This window comes from Streptomyces sp. NPDC008137, assembly GCF_042957035.1.
Taxonomy (GTDB): Bacteria; Actinomycetota; Actinomycetes; order Streptomycetales; family Streptomycetaceae; genus Streptomyces.
In genome coordinates this window covers 123,527-144,761 of the sequence record NZ_JBIBHN010000021.1, presented here as the reverse complement: position 1 = coordinate 144,761, position 21,235 = coordinate 123,527, and the positions used below count along the sequence as shown (strand labels likewise).

Annotated in this window: 20 protein-coding genes; 9 read left to right on the top strand and 11 right to left on the bottom strand. The window is 73.2% G+C overall.

Going from position 1 to position 21,235, the window contains the following annotated elements:
* Window positions 1-90: 90 nt before the first annotated feature.
* Window positions 91-327, bottom strand: a complete 237-nt coding sequence (locus ACFZBT_RS28355) for a hypothetical protein (RefSeq protein WP_391109056.1) — start codon at window positions 325-327, stop codon at window positions 91-93.
* A 96-nt stretch (window positions 328-423) separates the two neighbouring features.
* On the opposite strand from ACFZBT_RS28355, the gene ACFZBT_RS28350 reads away from it, so the two are divergent.
* The 4 genes from ACFZBT_RS28350 to ACFZBT_RS28335 all read left to right on the top strand — a co-directional run bounded on the left by ACFZBT_RS28350 (window position 424) and on the right by ACFZBT_RS28335 (window position 4,520).
* A complete protein-coding gene (locus ACFZBT_RS28350) occupies window positions 424-1,464 on the top strand; it encodes a PHP domain-containing protein (protein WP_391109053.1) in 1,041 nt (346 codons plus the stop codon).
* Between the two features lie 50 nt (window positions 1,465-1,514).
* Complete coding sequence (locus ACFZBT_RS28345; protein WP_391109050.1) at window positions 1,515-2,180, top strand: HAD-IA family hydrolase; 666 nt, start codon at window positions 1,515-1,517, stop codon at window positions 2,178-2,180.
* A gap of 105 nt (window positions 2,181-2,285) precedes the next feature.
* Entirely contained in the window at window positions 2,286-3,428 is a 1,143-nt protein-coding gene (locus tag ACFZBT_RS28340) for an aromatic acid exporter family protein (RefSeq protein ID WP_391109048.1), read from the top strand.
* Window positions 3,429-3,491: 63 nt separating this feature from the next.
* Window positions 3,492-4,520: an NAD-dependent epimerase/dehydratase family protein gene (locus ACFZBT_RS28335; protein WP_391109045.1), complete on the top strand. Its 1,029-nt coding sequence runs from the start codon at window positions 3,492-3,494 to the stop codon at window positions 4,518-4,520.
* 138 nt (window positions 4,521-4,658) lie between these two features.
* On the opposite strand, the gene ACFZBT_RS28330 is transcribed toward ACFZBT_RS28335, so the two are convergent.
* From ACFZBT_RS28330 to ACFZBT_RS28320, 3 genes are read right to left on the bottom strand one after another with little or no spacing between them, the layout of a single operon-like run.
* Window positions 4,659-4,934 carry a hypothetical protein gene (locus ACFZBT_RS28330; RefSeq protein ID WP_391109042.1) on the bottom strand — a complete coding sequence of 92 codons (276 nt, stop codon included), beginning with the start codon at window positions 4,932-4,934 and terminating at the stop codon, window positions 4,659-4,661.
* Window positions 4,935-4,994: 60 nt separating this feature from the next.
* Window positions 4,995-5,951, bottom strand: coding sequence for a phosphotransferase (locus tag ACFZBT_RS28325; protein ID WP_391109038.1), 957 nt, complete (start codon window positions 5,949-5,951; stop codon window positions 4,995-4,997).
* A 30-nt stretch (window positions 5,952-5,981) separates the two neighbouring features.
* On the bottom strand, window positions 5,982-9,173 hold the full coding sequence (locus ACFZBT_RS28320; RefSeq protein WP_391109035.1) for a cytochrome P450: 3,192 nt from the start codon (window positions 9,171-9,173) through the stop codon (window positions 5,982-5,984).
* Window positions 9,174-9,319: 146 nt separating this feature from the next.
* On the opposite strand from ACFZBT_RS28320, the gene ACFZBT_RS28315 reads away from it, so the two are divergent.
* From ACFZBT_RS28315 to ACFZBT_RS28300, 4 genes are all read left to right on the top strand, one after another.
* Complete coding sequence (locus ACFZBT_RS28315) at window positions 9,320-9,985, top strand: PAS domain S-box protein (protein WP_391109082.1); 666 nt, start codon at window positions 9,320-9,322, stop codon at window positions 9,983-9,985.
* A gap of 122 nt (window positions 9,986-10,107) precedes the next feature.
* Entirely contained in the window at window positions 10,108-10,602 is a 495-nt protein-coding gene (locus ACFZBT_RS28310) for an FBP domain-containing protein (protein ID WP_391109032.1), read from the top strand.
* A gap of 87 nt (window positions 10,603-10,689) precedes the next feature.
* Window positions 10,690-11,949, top strand: coding sequence for an FUSC family protein (locus ACFZBT_RS28305; protein ID WP_391109030.1), 1,260 nt, complete (start codon window positions 10,690-10,692; stop codon window positions 11,947-11,949).
* A gap of 116 nt (window positions 11,950-12,065) precedes the next feature.
* Window positions 12,066-13,256 carry a beta-propeller fold lactonase family protein gene (locus ACFZBT_RS28300; RefSeq protein WP_391109080.1) on the top strand — a complete coding sequence of 397 codons (1,191 nt, stop codon included), beginning with the start codon at window positions 12,066-12,068 and terminating at the stop codon, window positions 13,254-13,256.
* Here ACFZBT_RS28300 and ACFZBT_RS28295 read toward each other — a convergent pair.
* The gene (locus ACFZBT_RS28295) at window positions 13,224-13,952 is read right to left on the bottom strand and encodes a DUF2470 domain-containing protein (RefSeq protein WP_391109027.1); all 729 of its coding nucleotides are present in this window, start codon (window positions 13,950-13,952) and stop codon (window positions 13,224-13,226) included. The two genes, ACFZBT_RS28300 and ACFZBT_RS28295, sit on opposite strands and share 33 nt — an antisense overlap.
* Window positions 13,953-14,037: 85 nt before the next feature.
* Complete coding sequence (locus ACFZBT_RS28290; protein WP_391109024.1) at window positions 14,038-14,646, bottom strand: TetR family transcriptional regulator; 609 nt, start codon at window positions 14,644-14,646, stop codon at window positions 14,038-14,040.
* Between the two features lie 118 nt (window positions 14,647-14,764).
* On the opposite strand from ACFZBT_RS28290, the gene ACFZBT_RS28285 reads away from it, so the two are divergent.
* Complete coding sequence (locus ACFZBT_RS28285; protein WP_391109021.1) at window positions 14,765-16,261, top strand: cytochrome P450; 1,497 nt, start codon at window positions 14,765-14,767, stop codon at window positions 16,259-16,261.
* Here the strand turns inward: ACFZBT_RS28285 and ACFZBT_RS28280 are convergent.
* The 5 genes from ACFZBT_RS28280 to ACFZBT_RS28260 all read right to left on the bottom strand — a co-directional run bounded on the left by ACFZBT_RS28280 (window position 16,223) and on the right by ACFZBT_RS28260 (window position 21,212).
* On the bottom strand, window positions 16,223-17,056 hold the full coding sequence (locus ACFZBT_RS28280; RefSeq protein ID WP_391109018.1) for a pentapeptide repeat-containing protein: 834 nt from the start codon (window positions 17,054-17,056) through the stop codon (window positions 16,223-16,225). The genes ACFZBT_RS28285 and ACFZBT_RS28280 overlap by 39 nt on opposite strands.
* 31 nt (window positions 17,057-17,087) lie before the next feature.
* Entirely contained in the window at window positions 17,088-17,981 is an 894-nt protein-coding gene (gene sigJ, locus ACFZBT_RS28275) for an RNA polymerase sigma factor SigJ (RefSeq protein WP_391109015.1), read from the bottom strand.
* Window positions 17,982-17,992: 11 nt separating this feature from the next.
* Complete coding sequence (locus tag ACFZBT_RS28270; RefSeq protein ID WP_391109012.1) at window positions 17,993-18,727, bottom strand: PIG-L family deacetylase; 735 nt, start codon at window positions 18,725-18,727, stop codon at window positions 17,993-17,995.
* A 28-nt stretch (window positions 18,728-18,755) separates the two neighbouring features.
* Window positions 18,756-20,057 carry an alpha/beta fold hydrolase gene (locus ACFZBT_RS28265; RefSeq protein ID WP_391109009.1) on the bottom strand — a complete coding sequence of 434 codons (1,302 nt, stop codon included), beginning with the start codon at window positions 20,055-20,057 and terminating at the stop codon, window positions 18,756-18,758.
* A gap of 129 nt (window positions 20,058-20,186) precedes the next feature.
* Window positions 20,187-21,212, bottom strand: coding sequence for a substrate-binding domain-containing protein (locus tag ACFZBT_RS28260; protein ID WP_391109006.1), 1,026 nt, complete (start codon window positions 21,210-21,212; stop codon window positions 20,187-20,189).
* Between the last annotated feature and the right edge of the window lie 23 nt (window positions 21,213-21,235).

Here is a 21,235-nt window from a genome sequence, read left to right as displayed (position 1 = left end):
GCCACCATGCACAACCTCGCCCTAGCCGGGTGAAACAGCACGTCAGGCGTTGCTCAGCCATGCCCGCCACCAAGCCTTCTGCAACACCCTTTAGTGCAGGGTCCAGGTGTACTTGTCTCCGCCCACCCAGCGGACCACGTCCGGGTCGTCCATGTCGTGGACCGTGATGCCGAACGCGGCCGCCGCCGCCAGTACGTCGGTGGCGGCCTTGGCCTCCCCGACCACCTGGCCGTCGATCTCCACGATCCGGAACGGCGGTGTGCCCGGCTGCACCCCGAGCACCATGATCCGCGGGTGGGATATGTACGGGCTCGCGCTTTCGGTCATGCATCGAGGGTAGAGCGCAACCGGCGACAGCGCGGGGTTCAAGCCCACGTTGTGCGGTCCGCCGGGGGCTGGGGAACCCTTGAGGTGGAGGTGGCGATGGATCCCGTCGAGGCACTGGACCGGATCGCCTTCCTGCTGGAGCGGTCCCTGGCACCGACGTACCGGGTGCGCGCCTTCCGTACGGCGGCCCGGGTGCTGAAGGAACTGGGCGACGACGAGGTGCGCCGGCGGGCGGCGGACGGTTCGCTGGAGTCGCTGAAGGGCGTCGGGCCGAAGACCGCGCAGGTGGTGCGGGAGGCGCTGGCCGGGCAGGAGCCCGGCTATCTGCGCACGCTGGAGGACGAGGCCGAGGAGCGGCCCCCCGTGCGGGGCGGCGAGCGGCTGCGGGAGCTGCTGCGCGGGGACTGCCATCTGCATTCCGACTGGTCGGACGGCGGCAGCCCGATCGAGGAGATGGGCCGGGCCGCGGCGGCGCTGGGCCACGAGTGGGCGGCGCTGACCGACCACTCGCCGCGGCTGACGGTGGCGCGTGGCCTCACGGCCGAGCGGCTGCGGGAGCAGTTGGACGTGGTGGCGGAGCTGAACGGGACCTGGGCGCCGTTCCGGCTGCTGACCGGCATCGAGTGCGACATCCTCGAGGACGGCTCGCTCGACCAGGAGCCGGAGCTGCTGGACCGGCTCGATGTCGTGGTGGTGTCGGTGCACTCCAAGCTGCGGATGGACGCCCGGTCGATGACCCGGCGGATGGTGGCCGCCGTACACGATCCGCACTCCGACGTGCTCGGGCACTGCACGGGGCGGCTGGTGACCGGGCGGGGACGGCCCGAGTCGGAGTTCGACGCGGACGAGGTGTTCGCGGCGTGCGCGGAGACCGGCACGGCCCTGGAGATCAACAGCAGGCCGGAGCGGCTCGACCCGCCACGGCGGCTGCTGCGCCGGGCCGTGGCCGCGGGGCTGCTGTTCTCCGTCGACACCGACGCGCACGCGCCGGGGCAGCTGGACTGGCAGATCAACGGGTGCGCGCGGGCGGAGGAGTGCGGGGTTCCGCCGGAGCGTGTGGTGACGACGTGGTCCCTCGACGAGCTGCTGGCCTGGACCCGTGAGCGGCGGGTGCCGTCCGGCGTGGCGGGCGGCTGAGGTGGTACCCGGGCGAGCCGGAGAGGACCGGCGAGGAAGGGACCGCACCCATGGACAGCGCCGAACGGGCGGCCGTGTTCGATGTCGACGGCACTCTGGTCGACACCAACCATCTGCACGTCGTGACGTGGTGGGAGGCGTTGCGACAGTCGGGCCACCAGGTGCCGATGCACGCCGTTCACCGGGCCGTGGGCCTGCCCTCCACCGACCTCGTCGCCCACCTGCTGGGAGACAGCCGCGACACGGACCAGGACGCCGGCATCAGCGCCGCCCACAAGGCGCTGTACGGGCAGTACGTCGACCGGCTGCCCGCGCTGCCCGGGGCAGGTCCGCTGCTGCGCCGGCTGCACCGGGAGGGCTGGGCGGTGGTGCTGGCCACCTCGGCGGGCGGCGCCGAGCTGAGCGCGCTGCGCCGGGCCATCGACGCGGACGACGCCATCACCGCGACGGCGAGCGCCGACGACGTCGACGAGGGCAAGCCGGCGCCCGAGCCGGTGGAGCACGCGCTGGAGCTGGCCGGGGTGCCGGCGGAGCGGGCGGTCTTCGTCGGCGACACCGTGTGGGACATGCTCGCGGGCAGCCGCGCCGGGGTGCGGTGTGTGGGTCTGCTGTGCGGCGGCATCCCGCGCACCGACCTGGAGAAGTCCGGCGCGGAGGCGGTCTACGCCGACCCCGCGCACCTGCTGTCCTCCCTCCGCGGCAGCCCGCTGGCATGAGGCTGGCATGAGGCAGGCATGAGGAGGCGTGACGGAGGCTCGTCGGCCGATCAGGGACGGGGAAGGATCCGCACGCTGGGGCAGGGGGCCCGCGATACCCGGCCGGTGGACTCCGTGCGGCGGGAGACACGGGCCGCCTGGGACGCCCTGCGAGCCGCCTGGAAGGGGCCCGGGCGGGAACGCGATCTGGTCGTCCAGTCACTCAAGGCCGCCGCGGCGGCGGTGCTCGCCTGGGTAGTGGGCGGCGTCTGGATGGGAGACCCGCTGGCGCTGATGGCGCCATGGGTGGCACTGGTGCTGGTGCAGGCCACCGTCTACAGCTCGCTGGTGCAGGGCGCGCGGCAGTTCGGGGCGATCTGCGTCGGCACCGTGCTGGCCTCGGCCGCGCAGGCGCTCACCGGCGACACGACGGGCGCGCTCGCCCTGTCCGTCCCGGTGCTGATGCTGCTCGCGAACTGGTCCCGCTTCGGCGACCAGGGCATCTACGCGGCGACCACCGCGCTGTTCACCCTCACCGCGGGCTCGGTGAGCATGTCGAGCGTCGGGCACCGGGTGGGACAGGCGGCGCTGGGCGCCGTCATCGGCGTCGCGGTCAACGCGCTGGTCCTGCCGCCGGTCCATCTGCGGGACGTACGGGAGAACCTGGCGGCCCTCGCCCGGGAGGCGGGCGACGTCCTGCGCACCGTCGCCGCCGATCTGCGCGAGGGCGAGTGGGACGCGGGGACCGCGGTCGGCTGGCTCGGCTCGTCGTCCCGGCTGGACCACCGGCTGGAGGCGCTTCGCTCGGCGCGCCGGTGGAGCCAGGAGAGCCTGCGCCTGACCTACGGCCCGCTGCGTGCCCTGCACCGCGTGCCCCACGGAGGTGCCCTGCCGCCGGTGGACGAGGACGAGCGGTTCGGCCGGGTCACCGGGCACGTGACCGCTCTGACCCGGGCCCTGGCGGTGTCCGTGGACGACGCCCGGACACCCGCCCCGCCCGAGGGCCCGGCCCTCGACGCGTACGCGCGTCTGCTGGACCTGATCGGGGAGGCCTGCCGCACCGAGGCGGACAGTCTGCTCGACGGCAGCGTGCGGCCCCGCCCGGACAAGGAGACCGAGGAGGCCATGCGGGAGCTGCACCAGGAGCTGCAGGAGACCCTGCGCCGGTACGCCGGGGAGGGGGCCGCGCACACGGCGGTGCTGGGCACGCTGCTGCTCCAGGCGGAGAACCTGTGGGCCGAGACCGTTCCGGACGACCGGGTGCGGTGACTTCCGTGCCCCCCGGGTACTCGGTCAGCGCCGGCGGAACCATGCGGCCGAGAGGAGCGGAAGGTGAGCAGCGGAACGGGCAAGAGGGTTGTTGTCACGGGCGCCACCGGCAATGTGGGCACCAGCCTGGTGCGCCTTCTCTCCGAGGATCCGGAGGTCGCCTCCGTGCTGGGACTGGCCCGGCGGATCCCCGAGTGGTCTCCGCCGAAGACGGACTGGTCCGCGGTCGATCTGGCCTTCGCGGAGTCCGACCTCGTGGAGCGGTTCACGGGTGCCGACGCGGTCATCCATCTGGCCTGGGCGTTCCAGCCGACGCACGACCCCGCGAAGACCTGGCGCACCAATGTGCTCGGCAGCATGCGGGTGTTCGATGCGGTGGCCGCCGCGGGGGTGCCGGCGCTGGTGCACGCCTCGTCGGTCGGCGCGTACTCCCCGGGTCCCAAGGACCGGACGGTGGACGAGTCATGGCCGACGCACGGCTGGCCGGACGCCGCGTACTGCCGGGAGAAGGCCTACCTGGAGCGTGCGCTGGACACGTTCGAGCGCGATCATCCCGGGACGCGGGTGGTGCGGATGCGGCCCGCCTTCCTCTTCCGGCGGGAGTCCGCGAGTGAGCAGCGCCGTATCTTCGGCGGGCGCTTTCTGCCGGGCCCGGCGGCCCGTCCGGAGCTGCTGCCCTTCCTGCCCGACATCGCGGGCCTGCGGTTGCAGGCGCTGCACACGGACGACGCGGCGCACGCGTACCGGCTGGCGGTGCACTCCGAAGCCCGGGGCGCGTTCAACCTGGCGGCCGAGCCGACGGTCGACGCGGAGCTCCTGGGCAGGATGTTCGGCGCACGCCCGGTGCGGCTGCCGCGCACCGCGGCCCGTTCGGCGATCGCCGCCGCCTGGGGCCTGCGCCTGCTGCCCGCCTCACCGCACCTGTTCGACGCGGTGCTGCGGCTGCCCCTGATGGACTGCGCCCACGCGCGCGGGGAGCTCGGCTGGCGGCCGGAGCACACGGCGCCGGAGGTGCTGGAGCAGTTCCTGCAGGGGCTCCAGCAGGGTGCGGGCGCGCCGACGGAACCGATGCGGGGACACAAGGTGGGCTGACCTCGGGCCACCCCGGCCCCCCTTCCCGCGCTCAACCTGCCCCACGGTCAACGTGCGCTCAACCGATGGCCGCAGCCGGCCCCCACAGGCGGCTGCGGCCATCGGCGCTCAGGGGCGCTCAGGGGCGCTCAGGGGCGCTCAGTCGGCGGGCTCGTCCGGCACCGGATGTTCGGGGTGCACCGTTCCCGGCTGCGGCTCCTCCCCCTGCCTGCCCGTCCCCGCCTCGTCCGTGCCGGGGACGTCGCCGGCGGGCTCGTCGGCGCGGTCCTCGCCGTCCTTCTCGTCCTCGCCGGTGCCCGTGAAGCGCGGGGCGACCTCCCACGGGTCCTCGCCTGTGTCGGCCTGCTGGTCCGGCATGTCCCGCGGGACGGGCTCACCGTTCTCGCCGGGTCCTTCGAGGCGGTGGTCGGTCACGACATACTCCCTTCGTGGTTCGGGCGCCACGCGAGTACCTCCGCCGTGACCTGCGAAACCTCAGCCGTCGAGCTCGTCCAGGGCCGCGACGAGTTCCGGGGCGACCGTCTCCCGCACCCAGCGCACCTGGTCCTCGCCGGCCTCGCGCGGAACCGTCTCGGTGAGCATGATCAGGTACAGATAGGCGCGGTACAGGGCGAGACGGAGACGGGCCGGGGTGTCGAAGTCGGCCCGGCCTCCGGACTCCCGGTAGCCCGACAGGAACGCCTCGTCCTCCTTGATGTCCCCCAGCAGCGCCAGGGAGACGAAGTCGGCGAGGGGGTCGCCCCAGAACATGCGCTCCCCGTCGATGAGCCCGCCGACGCGGGCCGCTCCCTCGGAACGGTCGACGAGGATGTTGCCCCGCCACAGGTCGAAGTGGACCAGGCACGCGACGGTCACCTCGTCGAGGGCGCCGTACGCGGAGCGGGCGGTACGGGCCACCGCGGCGGCCGGGCGGGGCAGCCAGGCCTCGTAGCGCCGGGCGTCGTCGAGGACGGCGTCGAACATGACTGTGAACGCGCTCCGCCAGTCGGGGGCGAGCGGGCCGAGGGCACCGGAGGGATAGCCGAAGCCGGGGCCCGTCACCTGGTGCAGACGAGCGGTCCGGCGTCCCAGCTCGGTGCGCAGTGCGGTCTGCTCCGCCGCGGTGAGGGAGTCGTCCCAGGGGTCGCCGGGGCAGGCCGTCATCAGCAGGAAGTCGTCGTCCATGGACACCAGCCGCGGCGCGGGGACGCCGGCGCGGGCGGCCGAACGGTAGAACTCGGCCTCCGACACGAGCAGTCGGCGCTCGTGCCGGAGGCCGGGGACCGTGGCGGCGGGCGGGATCTTCACCACATAGCGGGTGCCGTCGGTGAGGCGGAGTTCCTCGACGGTGTTGTACGTGCCGCCGGTCAGCGGGCGGAGGCGGGCGAGGCGCCCGGGGTCCAGGCCCGCCGCCTCCAGGATGTGCCGGGCCCGTTCCCAGGAGTCCACCACCGTGTGCCCACCCCTCCCCCGCGGTTTCGGTCAGCCGGCCGCGTACACGTCCTCGACGTAGCGCCCGTCCGCCACCAGCCCGTCGAGCCACTGCTCGGCGGCCGTCTCATCGGCGCCGTCGACCGCCGGTGCGTACTTGCGGTACAGGGTACGGAACGCCTCCCGCACGCCGGGCGCCATCCGCGAACCGTCGCCGCAGACGTACACCCGCGCTCCGGCGTCCAGCAGGGCCCAGACCTCCTCGGCCTCGGCGGCGATGCGGTGCTGTACGAACCGCACCTCGCCCTCGGGCGTCTCGCTGAAGGCGGGGCGCAGCGATACGGCCCCGGCCGAATCCGCGGCGCCCAGTTCGTCGGCGTGCATGAAGTCGGCGTCGGGGGCGTCGCAGCCGAAGTAGCAGACGGCGGGGGCGAGTTCGGCGCCCGCCGCGAGGGCTGCCGTGCGGTCGGCGATGGCGCCGCGGAACGGGGCGAGGCCGGTGCCGGCCGCGACCATGACGACGGGTGCGGATCCGCCGGTGGCGTCGATGCGGAAGGCCTCCCGGCACGGCTGCACGCGCGCGTAGATCGTGTCGCCCGGCTCGACCGTGTTGAGGTGGCCGGATCCGGTACCCCGGTAGACGCCCTTGCCGGAGCGGGCGGGTGCCCGCAGCAGCGACACCATCAGGTCCACCTGGCCGGGGTCGACGGCGGGCGAGGAGGAGATGGAGTAGTGCCGGGGGCGCAGCGGGGTGAGGAGGTCGAGGAGTTGCGGCCAGTCCAGGGCGCCCCGCAGGGCCGGGTGGTCCTCGAGGATCTCCACCAGGGTGCGCGGGTCGTCGGTGAGGGCGGCCAGGGCCGCGCGCTCCGGCGGGCAGGGGTTGGCGGCGGCGAGCGCGGCGAGCTGCCCGGCGCTCGGGCGCTCCTGCAGCTCCACGTGGTGGGTGAGGAGCTGTCGTACCGTCACGGGCCGGTCGACGGCGATGCCGTCGCGGCGGGGGCGGGTGGCGCGGATGTCCAGGACGGTGTCGAGGTCGAGGCCGAGCGCGGTGGCGGTGCGGGTGACGAGTTCCGGGTCGTTGGCGGGCAGCACGGTGAGGTGGTCGGCCGTGCGGTAGGTGACGCCTTCGGGGAGGGCGACGCGGAGGAACCGCTTGCGGCGTGCGTAGCCGGGCGCGGTGAGGTCGTAGGCCTCGGTGACCTTCATGGGGACGAGTTCGTGCCGTTCGGCGAGGGCGTCCAGCGGGCCGCCGGTCAGGGTGCGGACCTCGTAGGCGGCCGTGGGCTCGGGGTCCGGGGTCGTGGCGTCCGGGTCGCCGTACTGCCGCAGGAGGGCGGTGCGCAGGGCCGCCGTGAACTCCCGGACGGTGCCGGTGAGGTCGCCGGAGGCGTCGGCGGCGGCGCGGTCGAGGAGCCGGGTGGCGCCGGACTCCGCGAGCCGCTCGTCGATCCGGGTGGGGACGTGCTGGTAGGTAGCCGCCCAGTTGCGGTCGCCGACGCCGAGCACCGCGTACGTCACGCCGGACAGGTCGTGGTCCTCTTCGAGGCGGGCGGCGAAGGCGGTGGCGTCGTCGGTGGGGCGGCCGTTGTAGGAGGCGGCGGTGATGACGACGGGCCGGTCGGTGGGCAGGCCGCCGGCGTAGGCGTCCAGGGCTGCCACCTGGGTCTCGCAGCCGACGGTGGCGGCCTCGTCGGCGAGCTGGGCGGCGAAGTCGCGGCAGGTGCCGTAGTTGCTGCCGTGCAGAAAGAGGGCGGCGGTGCCGGGGCGGACGCGCGCGGGCAGGTCCTGCGGCTCCGCCGCTCCGGTGTCCTGGAGGGGGGTGGCGCCGGGCAGCGGCGTGTGGACGCGGTCGGCGGAGGTGCGCGGGGTGAGCGCGAGGGTGAAGCCCTCGGGCTTGAGGGTGAGGGTCTCCTTGATGTCGAGCCGGTAGTCGGCGTGGTCGCCCAGCCGGTAGCGGTGGACGAGCATGGCCAGCAGCATGGTCGCCTCGTGCAGCGCGAACTGGCGTCCGATGCAGGCGCGCTCACCGGTGCCGAACGGCTTGAAGGCGTGCACCGGGCGCTCCGCCTCCGCCTCGGCGGTGAAGCGGGAGGGGTCGAACAGCTCGGGGTTGTCGCCCCAGACGGGCTGCCGGTGCAGCATCGGCGTGAGCACCAGGGCGGAGTCCCCGGCGCGCATCGGGATCCGGCCGCCGAGCAGTGTGTCCTCGCGGGCCTGCCGGGCGAACACGGCGGCCGTGGGCCAGAGCCGGAGCGCCTCGTTGAGGACCTGGCGGGTGTAGGTCAGCCGGCCGACCTCGTCGTACGTCGGCTCGACGTCCGCCGCGTCGCCCCACATCTCGTCGACCTCGCGCTGCACCATCTGGAGTGCGGTGGGGTGCTTGGCGAGGTAGTACAGCGCGAAGGACATGGCGCCGGAGGTGGTCTCGTGACCGGCGATCAGGAAGGTGATGACCTGGTTGCGGATGTTGGCCGTGTCGAGGGTGGTGCCGTCGGCCGGGTGCTCGGCGGTGAGCATCAGGCCGAGGAGGTCGTCGGCCTGGCTCTGGTCGGTGCCGGTGCGGGCGGCGATGACCTCGTCGACGACCTGGGCGAGGTAGGCGGAGTCGTCGCGGAAGGCCGCGTCCTGCGCCGAGTAGTCCTGGCCCGGGACGCGGGCGAGGCGGGTCATGCTCCATTCCAGGCAGCGGACCATCGACTCGACGAAGGGGTGCGGCTCGGCCCGCTCGAAGGAGCCGAAGTCGAATCCGAAGCCGGCCAGCCCGATGGTGTCGAGTGTCATGCGGGTCATGTCGCCGGGCACGTCGACGGGCTTGCCGACGGCGGCGTCGCGGTCCCAGGAGTCGATGAGCCGCTGGGCGACCCGCAGCATCACGGGGTGGTACGTCCGCATCGAGCCCAGCGCGAAGGCGGGCATGAGGATGTCGTGGGCCTTGGCCCAGTTGGGCTCGTCGTTGTAGGCGGTGAACAGGCCGTCGGCGGCGAATTCGCGGACGTTCTCCAGTCCGGGCCCGATGTGCTTGGCGAACCGCTGCTCGTCCGCGAGTTCGGCGACCAGGTCCAGGTCGCCCACGAACAGGGTGTCCCGCCCGTACAGCCGCCGGACGAACGCGGGCCCGTGCTCGCGCATCAGGTCCATGGCCTGCTGGATGGGCGCGCCCCCGGGTCCGGAGGCGGAGATGTCGGCGACGGGGATGTCGGCCAAGGGGGCTGCGGGGCGGGAGGTCTGTCCGGTGGGGGGCATGACGCGGCAACTGCCTTTCGCGGTACGGAAGTACTGCGATCCAGCGTGATCCACGGGGCCGGGCGGACGACGCGGCGGCCCTACATGATTGTGTAGTGCGCGCAGACGCGTCGCTCTTGCGCGGGAGCGACCCGGCGTGGCAGGAGATGCTCGTGGACCTGGCCCGGCAGGAGGCCGTGATCTGGCGCAACCGCGCCCTGCTCCTCTTCGACCGGGTCGCGATGCCGGTCGCGGTGTGCGATGTGTACGGCGCGGTCCTGCTCGCGAACCCGGCGATGGCCGCGGAGTGCGGTACGACACCGGGGCGGCTGCGCGGGTGTGACGTGCTGGACCTGTTCAGCCCCCGGGAGGCGACGCAGGTGGAGCGGATCGCCGAGGCGCTGCGGCTGCGGCACCGCTCGCGGTACCAGGTGTCCGTGCGCTGGCGGGCGCCCGGTGGGGCGGAGCGGTACGGGGAGCTGACCGCGGACCCGGTGAGCGACACGGTGGAGGAGACGCCCGCGCTGCTGGTGATGCTGCGGGTGGACGGCGAGCACGAGGACGGCGAGCACGAGGCCCGAAGCGCCCCGCCCGCCGAACGCGTCACCCCTGCGGAGGCCCGCATCCTGGCCCTGCTGGCGGCGGGCGCCACCACGGCCCGGGCCGCCCGCGAGACCGGCCTCACCACCGACGGCGTGACGTACCACCTCCGCCGCCTGTCCTCGCGCTGGCAGGCGGCCAACCGCACGGAACTGGTGGCCCGCGCCTACGCCCTGGGGGTACTGGCCCCAGGGGTGTGGCCGCCGGAGGTCTCGGCGGCGGAGCCGGAGTGAGGCGGCCTCCCGGAAATCCACTCGCCCCGTTCGCCGCGGCTGTCTAACCTGACCTGGCCCGCGAAACCTAGGACCCCTAGGTATGGCCGAAGAGAACGCCGAAGAGAACCAGGAGCCCTCCCATGAAGCCGCTCACCGAGCAGGACATCCGCACCTCGTTCATCAACTGCTCGAAAGGAGAGGCCAAGCGCTTGGCCGTCCCCCGGGATCTCGGGGAACGCCCCTGGGACGATCTCGACTTCCTCGGATGGCGGGATCCGGGAGCGCCCGATCGGAGCTATCTCGTGACCGAGCGGGACGGGCGGCTCGTCGGGGTGACGATGCGGTTCCAGCCCGCGCAGCGGGGGTCCCTGCAGCGCAGCATGTGTTCGCTGTGCCTGACGACGCACCCGAGGGGCGGGGTCTCGCTGATGACCGCACGGAAGGCCGGGGCGGCCGGGCGTGAGGGGAACTCCGTCGGGGTGTACATATGCACCGATCTCGCCTGTTCCCTCTACGTACGCGGGAAGAAGGTGCCGGAGAGCGGCTCCCGCCTTGAGGAGAGCCTCACCCTGGCGGAGCAGATCGACCGGACCACGGAGGGGCTGGCCGCCTTTCTCGACAAGGTGTCCGCCTGAGCGTCCACGGTCGCCCCCGTTTTCCCGCGGCGCTAACGTCCTTCATGGATGCGTTCGATGCGCCAGGCGAAGGGGAACGGCCCGAGGATGCGAGAGGTACGTGAGTGGACGGCGCACGCCACTCGGATCATGCACAAGCGCCGGGATCCCGTGGTCGTCCAGACGTTCCGGTCCGCGACCGCGGCGACGATCGCGTACGTCATCGCGCTCCGGCTGAGCCCCGAGCCGACGGCCGCACCTCTCACCGCTCCCCTGACCGCGCTGCTGGTCGTCCAGGTGACGCTGTACGCCACGCTCACCAACGGCTTCCGCCGGGTGAACGCCGTGGTCACGGGAGTCCTCGTCGCCATCGCGTTCAGCCTGCTGGTGGGCCTGACCTGGTGGAGCCTGGCGCTGCTCCTGCTGGCCGCGCTGGTCGTGGGGCGGCTGGTCCGGGTGGAGGAGTACGTCCCCGAGGTGGCGATCAGCGCGATGCTGGTCCTCGGGGTCACCACCGTCGGGAACACCGCCTGGGCCCGGGTGGTGGAGACGCTGATCGGCGCGAGCGTCGGGCTCGCGTGCAATCTGCTGCTGGCTCCGCCGGTGTGGGTGGAGGAGGCGGGCGAGTCGATCGAGGGGCTGGCGCGCCGGCTGCGGCAGCTGATGCTGCGCATGGGCGAGGAGGCCGCCGGCGGTACGCCCGTGGACCGCGCGGCGGAGCAACTGCACGAGGCCCGGCGCCTGGACCACGACATCGTCGAGGTGGATGCCGCCCTGCGGCAGGCCGAGGACAGCCTGCGGCTCAACCCGCGTGTGCAGGACAGCGTGCTGCACCGGGTGGTGATGCGCACCGGCCTGGACACGCTGGAGATCTGCACGGTCGTCCTGCGCGTGCTCGCGCGCTCCCTCACCGATCTCGCGAAGGCGCGCGAGCCCAAGCCGCTGTTCGAGCCCGAGACGGGCGCCGCCCTGGAACAGCTGCTGTCCGAGGTCGCCGACGCCGTGGTGAGCTTCGCGGTGCTGGTCACCACCCACCTCAGCACGAGTGCCGAGTCGGCCGAGGAACGTCTCGCCGCGGAACTGCACACCGCGGCGGGCACCCGCGACAAGCTGGGCCTGCTGCTGCGCGAGGAGGCCGAGCGCGACCCCGGCCACTGGCAGCTTCCGGGCGCCGTCCTGACGGAGGTCAACCGCATCCTCGACGAACTCGACACCGAGCACCGCACCCGGCGCCTGTTCGAGGAACTGGACCGCGTGTCACGCGAGCAGCGCGCGCGGATGCCCCGGCTGACGCGTCTGCGCGAGCGGCTGGGCGTCACGGAACAGCTGTGGCGCAACCGCGCCGGGTTCGACGGGCGTTCCCGCTGACAGTCGGCACTTCGCGTTGCGTATCGCGCAACGCGCGGTGCCGTTGTTGCACCCGGTGGGTGATCCACGCGAAGGTGGCTGTCGCGACGGGGACGAGTGACGACCTGAGGGGCGACATGGGCAGTGGTGGCTGGAGCAGGCGCCGGTTCGTCGGCGCGCTGGCAGGAGGATCCGCCGCGGCGGCGCTCCCGGCCTGCGACAAGGCGCCCGCGCCGTCGGACTCGACAACCCCCTCGGCCCCCGCGCCGAGTCCGTCCGCAGAGGCCCGGCGGCCATCTGGGCCCCGCCCCCTGTACCTCGGCACGTACACCTCCGTCGAGGGCGGCGGCAAGGGCATCGGCCTGGCCGCCTACGACGCGGCGACGGGCCGCATCACCGGCAGCGGCACGATCACCGGCGTCGGCGACCCGTCGTATCTCGCGATCCACCCGGACCGCCGCACGCTGTACGCGGTGGACGAATCCGAGGACGGCGCCGTGACCGCCGTCCGGCTGGCCGACCGGAAGGTGCTGGGCAGCCGGAGCACCGGGGGCGCGGCCCCCTGCCATCTGTCGGTGCATCCGGGCGGGCGCTGGCTGCTCAGTGCGAACTACGGCTCGGGCAGCGTGGCCGTGCACCCGATCGACTCCTCGGGAGCCCTCGGCGAGCGCACCGACCTCGTCCGGCATTCCAGTCCGCCGCCCGGTCCGGGCCAGGACGGCCCGCACGCCCACCAGGTCTTCACCAGCCCCGACGGGCGGCATGTGCTCGCCGTGGACCTCGGCAACGACACCGTCTACACGTACCGGCTCGACGAGAAGGGCGGCACGCTCACCGAGGTGTCGCGGGCGCGGGCCCGGTCGGGCGCGGGACCGCGTCACCTCACCTTCCACCCCGGCGGCCGGTACGCCTACCTTGCCGACGAGGTCGACAACACGGTGGCGGTCTGCTCCTACGACCCCGCGTCGGGACGCGTGCGCGTCGGCGAGCCGCAGTCCACGGGCACGGGGGCGGGCACGAGCTACCCCGCGCAGATCCTGGTGACCGCGAACGGCCGCTTCGCCTACCTCGCCAACCGCGGCGCCAACAGCCTCACGCGCTATGCGATCGAGGCGGACGGTGCCCGGCTCAGGCTGCTGGACACCGTGCCGGTGGAGGGGGACTTCCCCCGCCAGATCGCCTTCTCGCCGGAGGGCACGCTGCTGTTCGCGGCGAACCAGAAGTCCGGCACCGTCACCGTCTTCCACGTGGACGAGAAGAGCGGTGCGCTGCGGCGCGCCGGAGAACCGTTTCCCTCACCCGTCGCCGTCTGTGCGCTGCCGCTGTAGCGCCCGCGGGCAGGACGCGGCGCTCGCCTGTGTGAGCAGGACGTGCATGCGCTCGGTGAGCTGCGCGACGTCGTCGGCGGGCGCGTGGAACGCCAGGCGTACGTCGCCGTGGGCACGGGCCCGTTCGATGCGCAGCGTCAGTCCGTGCCGGTCCACGGCGAGCGGCTGGACGCGGACCGCGCCGTGCAGGCTGTCGTGCTCGACGAGCCGGGTGAGCCGTTCGACCGCGTCGGCGTGGCAGTCGGCGAGGTGCGTCAGCAGCCGGGCCTCGGCCGTGGTGAGCGGGTCGGGCACGGCGGCGGCGAAGTCGTCGAGGTCCACGACCACGGCACCGGACGGCTGCCGCAGTACGACACGGGTGGGTGTGAAGGCCAGCTGCCCCTCCTCGACGGCGAACCAGCCCGCGAGCCACAGCCGCGCGCGGATCCGGCCCCGCACGGGCACGGGCGCGACATCGGCGAACTCCAGCACCGCGGACGGCTCGCCGCGGGGCGCGCAGATCGCGGCCGCGAGCAGGGCGCTGTCCTCCGGCACGGTCACGAGTACCCTGCCGTCCTCGGTCAGCGTGTGCGCGCCGACCAGCTCCTCCCGCGTGCCCTCCGCGGTCACCGAGCAAGACCACGCGGCGGCGAGCACCGAGCGTGCCCGCTCCGCCGCGGCAGGGGCCGCCGTCCAGCTTTGGCTGTCGTCACCCATCCCGAACCTCCTTAGGTAAGCCTTGCCTAACTTACCGAAGATCGGGGTGTGAGCCAACCACGTCACGTGATCTTTACGAGGCCTTTCAGGGAGTGAGCACACCCAGCAGGGCACGAGCGCACAGCTCCCGCACCTGCTCCCGACCCAACTCCGCGTCGCGCAGCCACTCCAGGCAGACGGCCGTGGTGAACGCCAGCCACCCGCGCACGGCGAGCCGCACCTCCGGCCGCTCCTCGAAGGCCGGGCCGAACTCGGGGTCAGCGGCGAGCGCGGCGAGGATCTGCCGCTCCTGCGCGGCCAGGGCCCGCTGGTAGACCCGCCGCACCGCCTGGTCCCCGGCCGCGTCGGCACGATGGAAGGCGCGATAGCCGTGCGCGTGGGCCCGGACGTACTCCAGGAACGTGTCGAGACCGGCCGCGAGTTGCTCGCGCACCGGGACGCCCGGAACCGCAGCCGTCATGCGCAGCATCCGCCCGCTCTCGCGCTCCACGACCGCCGCGAAGAAGTCGCGCTTGGTCGGGAAGTAGTGGTACAGCAGGCCCCGCGACACCCCGGCGATCTCGGCGACCCGCTCGATCCACACGTCGTCGTACGGGCTCTCCGAGAACAGCCGCGCCCCGACCGACAGGAGCTGCTCCCGGCGCTCCTCGGTGCTGAGCCGGCGGCGGGTGCGCCCGCCCTGGTTCGCGGCCATGCCCGCACTTTACTTGACGCCGGTTCAACAGCGGGACCAGACTGAACCGCGCTATTGAACCCACGTACAACACGCACACCATGTGCGAACCGGCTGCCGGATCAAGGGAGATCGCGTCATGACGGAGGCGCCGATAGGGACCGCGGGGCCCAAGGGGTTCCGGAGTGCCGAGCTGGGCTGGCCCGAGCTGGACCGCATTCCGCATCCGCCGCGCAGGGTCCCGCTGCTCGGTGATGTGGTGGGCGTGAACCGGCGTACTCCCCTGCAGGACTCGCTGCGGTACGCCCGGCAGCTGGGGCCGGTCTTCCGGCGGAAGGCCTTCGGCAAGGAGTTCGTGTTCGTGTGGGGCGCCCGGCACGCGGCCGATCTCGCGGACGAGTCGCGGTTCGCCAAGCACGTGGGGCTCGGTATCGCCAATCTGCGGCCGGTCGCCGGGGACGGCCTGTTCACGGCGTACAACCACGAGCCGAACTGGCAGTTGGCGCATGACGTGCTCGCCCCGGGATTCAGCCGCGAGGCCATGGCCGGCTACCACCCGATGATGCTGGACGTCGCGCGGCGGCTCACGGAGCACTGGGACCGGGCGGCGGCGACGGGCCGGACGGTGGACGTGCCCGGCGACATGACGAAGCTGACGCTGGAGACGATCGCCCGGACCGGCTTCGGGCACGACTTCGGGTCGTTCGAGCGCTCCCGGCCGCACCCCTTCGTGACCGCGATGGTCGGGACGCTGACATATGCGCAGCGGCTCAACACCGTGCCCTTCCCGCTGGCCCCGCTGCTGCTGCGGAGCGCGAGCCGCCGCAACGCGGCCGACATCGCCCACCTCGACAGCACCGTCGACGAGCTGGTCCGGGCCCGGCGCGCCAACGGCGGCGGCGAGGGCGACCTGCTGGACAGAATGCTGGAGACGGCCCACCCGGAGACCGGGGAGCGGCTCTCGCCGGAGAACGTCCGCCGTCAGGTGATCACCTTCCTCGTCGCGGGCCACGAGACCACCTCGGGCGCTCTCTCCTTCGCCCTGCACTACCTCTCCCGGCACCCCGAGGCCTCGGCGCGGGCCCGCGCCGAGGTGGACCGGGTGTGGGGCGACACGACGGAGCCGGCCTATGAGCAGGTCGCCAGACTGCGCTACGTCCGCCGGGTGCTGGACGAGTCGCTGCGGCTGTGGCCCACGGCGCCCGCCTTCGCCCGGGAGGCACGCGAGGACACCATGCTGGCCGGGGAGCACCCCATGCGGCGCGGGGCGTGGGCGCTGGTGCTGACGCCGATGCTGCACCGTGACCCCGAGGTGTGGGGCGCGGACGCCGAACGATTCGATCCGGACCGCTTCGACGCGCAGGCCGTGCGGTCCCGCGCCCCGCACACCTTCAAGCCGTTCGGGACCGGGGCGCGGGCGTGCATCGGGCGCCAGTTCGCGCTGCACGAGGCGACGTTGGTCCTCGGTCTGCTGCTGCGTCGCTACGAGCTGCGCTCCGACCCGGATTACCGGCTGCGCGTCACGGAGCGGCTGACGCTGATGCCGGAGGGTCTGCGGCTGCATCCGGAGCGCCGGACCCCGGCGCGGGAGCCCGCCTCAGACCTGCGCCGTCCAGTGCCCGGGGCGGGTGACTGACTCCGGCAGCCGGGTCCCGGCACTCCCCCGGGCCGCGTTCAGCTGCGGCTGGGTGAGGAAGAACGCGCCGGTCAGGTCGGCGTCCGTGAGATCCGCGTCGCGCAGGTCGGCGCCGATCAGGTCGGCGCCCCGCAGGTCCGCGCCGGTGAGGTCGGCGGCGATGAGGTAGGCGCCGCGAAGGTTGGCGCCGCGCAGATCAGCGCCCTTGAGTCGGGCGCCCATGAGGTCCGCGCCCCGGCGGTTCTTCTTCTTGCCACCCTGGGTGCCGGCTCTGGCCAGCTCGCTCGTCCGCAGCAGCAGGACGTTGATCTCCTGGCGGTGCGCCGCCACGTCCAGCGCGGCGAGTTCCCCGGGACTCCCGTCGGTCAGCTCCTCGGTCTTCTCCAGCGCCTCGCGCAACTCGGCGTGGACCGGGCGGGCCGCGGGCAGGGCGAGCGCCTCGGTCAGGTACCACAGCAGCTCGTGCAACTGCCGGACGACCGGAAACACGTCGAACATGCGGCGGGCGTGCTCCGCGGGCCCGGACCTCCAGTCCCGCCCGCCGAAGGTGATCTGCGAGACCTGCTGTCCGGCGCCGAAACAGTCGTAGACGGTGCAGCCGGTGAATCCTTTCTGCCGCAGTCCGGCGTGGATACCGCAGCGGTGGTCGTCCTGGAGGTTGCGGCAGGGCGTACCGGCGTCCTTGTCGACCGCGAAGTCGGCCGACCGCGCGAAGGGCAGGGCGACACAGCACAGCCCGAAGCACCGTTCGCAGTCGCCGCGCAGTTCCGCTCGCGCGGCTTGGTGATCTCGCATGACGTTCAGCGTACAAAACGAAGAACGCCGGTCAGCCCGTGCGTCCGGGCACCTCCAGACGTTCCAGACGCTCCGGGTCGGCCAAGATGTACATGCCGGTGATCCGGCCGTCGGCGATCGTGACCCCCATGACCGACTGCACGCGTCCCTCGGGCGCGTGGACGACGCCGACCGAGCCGTTGACCAGCACCAGCCGCGCGGACGTCGCGTACCGGGCGAACATGAGCGCCTGCTCCGCCACCGTCTTCGCGCCCTGGACCAACTTGGACGCGGCCGCGCCCCGCACCAGGGCACCCGAGTCGGCCCGCAGCACCACATCCGGGTGCAGCAGCGCGAGCAGCGCCTCGAAATCGCCGCCGCGCGAGGCGGCCAGAAAGGCGTCGAGCACCTCCTTCTGCCGTCCGAGGTCCGGCTCGGCCGACGGGGTGGCACCGCGCACCCGGCGCCGGGCACGGCTCGCCAGCTGCCGGGTCGCGGCCGGGCTGCGCTCCACCACCGGCGCGATGTCGTCGAACGGCACGGCGAACATGTCGTGCAGCACGAAGGCGAGCCGTTCGGCGGGCTCCAGGTTCTCCAGGACAACCAGCAGGGCCAGGCCCACCGAGTCGGCCTGGAGCACCTCCTCAGCCGGGTCGACGTGTGACAGGGGCCTGAGCACCGGGTCCGGGACGAAGACGTCGCCCATCGGCTCCTCACGGCGCGCGGTGCGCGAGCGCAGGAGGTCGAGGCAGATGCGGCCGGTCACCGTGGTGAGCCAGCCGCCGAGGTTCTGGATGTCGTCCGGTTCGGTGCGGCTCAGCCGCAGCCATGCCTCCTGGACGGCGTCCTCCGCCTCGGTCAGCGAACCCAGCATGCGGTACGCGACGGCTCTGAGGTGCCCGCGGTGCTCCTCGAACCGGTCCGCCAGTTCCGCGCTGCCTGTCATGCTCTCCCCCGTCATCTGCTGAACAGTTCGAACGCCACCGCCGGCCTGCCCCCGAAGCGCTCGCCCGTGGCCTCGGCGTGCTGGGTCAGGAAGCCGCGGACGTAGGTTTCCGGGTCCTGGTCGGTCAGCACCTCGATGTAGGTGCGGTGTTCGAGCAGCGAGGCCACCGCGCGCTCCAGACCGGACGTCGCGTCGACGGCGTGGGTGGGTGTGCTGGAACCGGCGACGGCGACCCAGCGCACTCCGTCCCACGGCTCCAGGCCCTGCTCGACGAGTTCCGGGAAGATCCACCGGTTGCCGGCGTCGCCTGCCGCGTCGAGCGTGGCACGGCCGACGGCGACGTGGTCCGGGGTGTTCCAGGCGACGCCGCCCCAGGTGTCCCGGTGGTTGAGGGTGATGACCAGCTCGGGCCGGTGCCGGCGGATCGCGGCGGCGATGTCGCGGCGCAGGGCGGTGCCGTACTCGATGACGCCGTCCTCGTGGTCGAGGAACTCCACGGCCGAGACACCGACCACCGCCGCGCTCGCCCGCTGCTCGCGCTCCCGCAGCGGGCCGCACTTCTCCGGCTCCAGCGTGTCGATGCCCGCCTCGCCCCGGGTCGCCAGCACATAGGCGACCTCGCGGCCCCCGTCGGTCCAGGCCGCGATCGCCGCCGAGCAGCCGTACTCGAGGTCGTCCGGGTGGGCCACGACCGCGAGGGCACGCCGCCAGTCTTCGGGCATGGGCTGGAGTTGAGTGGTCGTCATGTCGGCAGACTAGTCCGGGCCGCCGGTCTCAGGCCTCGTCACGCGCCATGGCCAGCAGCCGGTCGAGGACGCGGGTGCCGCCGGTGCGCACGCCGTCGTGCTCGAACTCGTCCGTGATCCAGGTGCGCAGGCCGCGGATCGCGCGGGCGGTCCGCAGGGAGTGGGCCGTGTCGACGTACATGTCGTCGTGGTAGACGGCCGCGACGACCGGCACCTTGTTGGCGGCCAGCCGGGCCGCGTCGTACAGGGGTGTCCAGTCGGTGCGGGCGGCGAGCAGGTCCGCGGTCTCGCGCAGGGGGCGCAGGGCCGGGTCGCAGTCGAACATCCAGGGGTGGATCGACTCGCCGGTGAACAGCAGCGGCTCGTCACCCGCGAGCGCCTTGGCGGCGTCGAACTGCGGGAACTCGGCGCGGACCCGCTCGGCCGACCAGGCGGTGGGCCGGCCGTCCTGGCCGTAGATCGACTCGTGGACGAGGGCGTACAGCGGGTGGCGGGCATAGGACAGCATGCCCTGCGTCTGCTCCTGGAAGGCGTCGGACAGGGTGAAGCCCTGCGGCGTGCGGACGAAGGCGTCCTCCAGGAGGTAGTGGAGGCGGTGGGTTCCGTCGCCGGTGCCGAGGAGGATGCCGAGGGACTGGAACGCCTCGACGGTGAGCCGGTAGCCGTTGGGCAGGACCACGTCGTGGGTCAGCAGGTGGTCGGCGATCCGGCGGGCGCGTTCGGCGTCCTGCGGGTAGCGGGCGTAATGGGCGGCCACCTTGCGTTCGACGCGCGGGAAGGCGGCCCGGTAGACGTCGTCGGCGTGGGCGTCCAGGGCGGGCAGCCCGCCGGTGATCACGGCGGTGGCCAGGCCCTCGGGGGCGAGGGAGAGGTAGCTGGTCGCGCAGAAGCCGCCGAAGCTCTGGCCGAGGACGGTCCAGGGCGCGCCGCCCGTGACCAGCGGGCGGATGGCCTCGCAGTCGCGGACGATCGAGTCGGCGCGGAAGCGGGTGAGGTAGTCGGCCTGCTCGGCGGGGCCGCCGCGCAGCGGGAGCGTCTGCCGGTTGGCGGGCGTGGAGTGGCCGGTGCCGCGCTGGTCGAGGAGCAGGACGCGGAACTCCTTCAGGGCCCTGCCCAGCCAGCCGGGCCTGCCGACGGAGCGGTCCGCGCCGAAGCCGGGGCCGCCCTGCAGATAGAGCAGCCAGGGCAGGTCCTGGTGGGCCTTGTCGCTCGCCACGACCTCGCGGGCGTACAGCTCGATCGTGTCGCCCCCGGGGTGGTCGTGGTCGAGGGGGACGGTGAAGCGGCGGTCGGTGAGGACGACTCCGGGCTGGCGGTAGCTGACGGTCAACAGGGCTCCCGGGACGGACGGACTTTCGGACCGCGTCCCAGTTCATCACAGGGAACGTCCTCGGGTGGGCCCTTCGGATCATGAAACCCTGCTGAACGGCCGTTCAGGCCCCGGGGCCGGCGACAGGCCTCAGCGGGCGGACAGACTGGAGCGGCGGACCACCAGTTCCGGCTGGAGGACGACCCGGCGGTGCTCGTGAGGCCGCGCCGCGCCTTCCTCCTCCGTCTCCTCCAGGAGCAGATCGGCCGCCATGGCGCCCATGGTGACGGCGGGCTGCCGTACGGAGGTGAGCGGAACGGCGGCGGCGGCCGCGAACTCGATGTCGTCGTAGCCGACGATGGCGAGGTCGTCGGGGACACCCACGCCCGCCGCGTACATGGCCTGCAGGACGCCGAGGGCGAGCAGGTCGTTGGCGCAGAACACGGCGGTCGGCCGGTCGGCGAGACCGAGCAGCCGGGCTCCGGCGTCGCGGCCCGCGGCGACGTCCAGCCGTTCGGTGGGCAGCTCGCGCAGCGCCTCGGGCCCGAGTCCGGCCTCGGCGAGCGCTTCCAGGGCGCCCGTGCGCCGGTCGCGGACCTGGTTGAGGCCGGGCGGGCCGCTGACATAAGCGATCGAGCGGTGCCCGGCGTCGACGAGATGGCGTACCGCCAGGGCGCCGCCGGCGACGTCGTCGACGGAGACCGAGCACTCCGTGGTGCCCTCGGCGACCCGGTCGACCAGGACGAACGGGATGCCGTGCCGGCGGAACGCCTCGATGTTGCGCCCCGTGGCGTCGGCGGGGGTGAGCAGCACACCGCGCACACGCTGCTCGGCGAAGAGCGACAGATAGTCGGCCTCCTCCCCCGGGTTCTGGGCGCTGTTGCAGACCATCACGCCGAGTCCGGCCTGACGGGCGGCGCGCTCGGCGCCGCGTGCCACGTCGACGAAGAAGGGGTTGCCCATGTCGAGGACGAGCAGCCCCATGATCCGGCTGCGGCCCGCGCGCAGCTGGCGCGCGGACTCGCTGCGGACGTAGCCGAGCCGGTCTATCGCGGACTGCACGCGGGCCCGGGTCTCGGTCGCGACCGTGTCCGGGCGGTTGATCACGTTCGACACCGTGCCGACGGAGACTCCGGCGGCACGGGCGACGTCCTTGATACCCACCGACTGGGACATCGGACAGGGACCTCCAAGCAGGG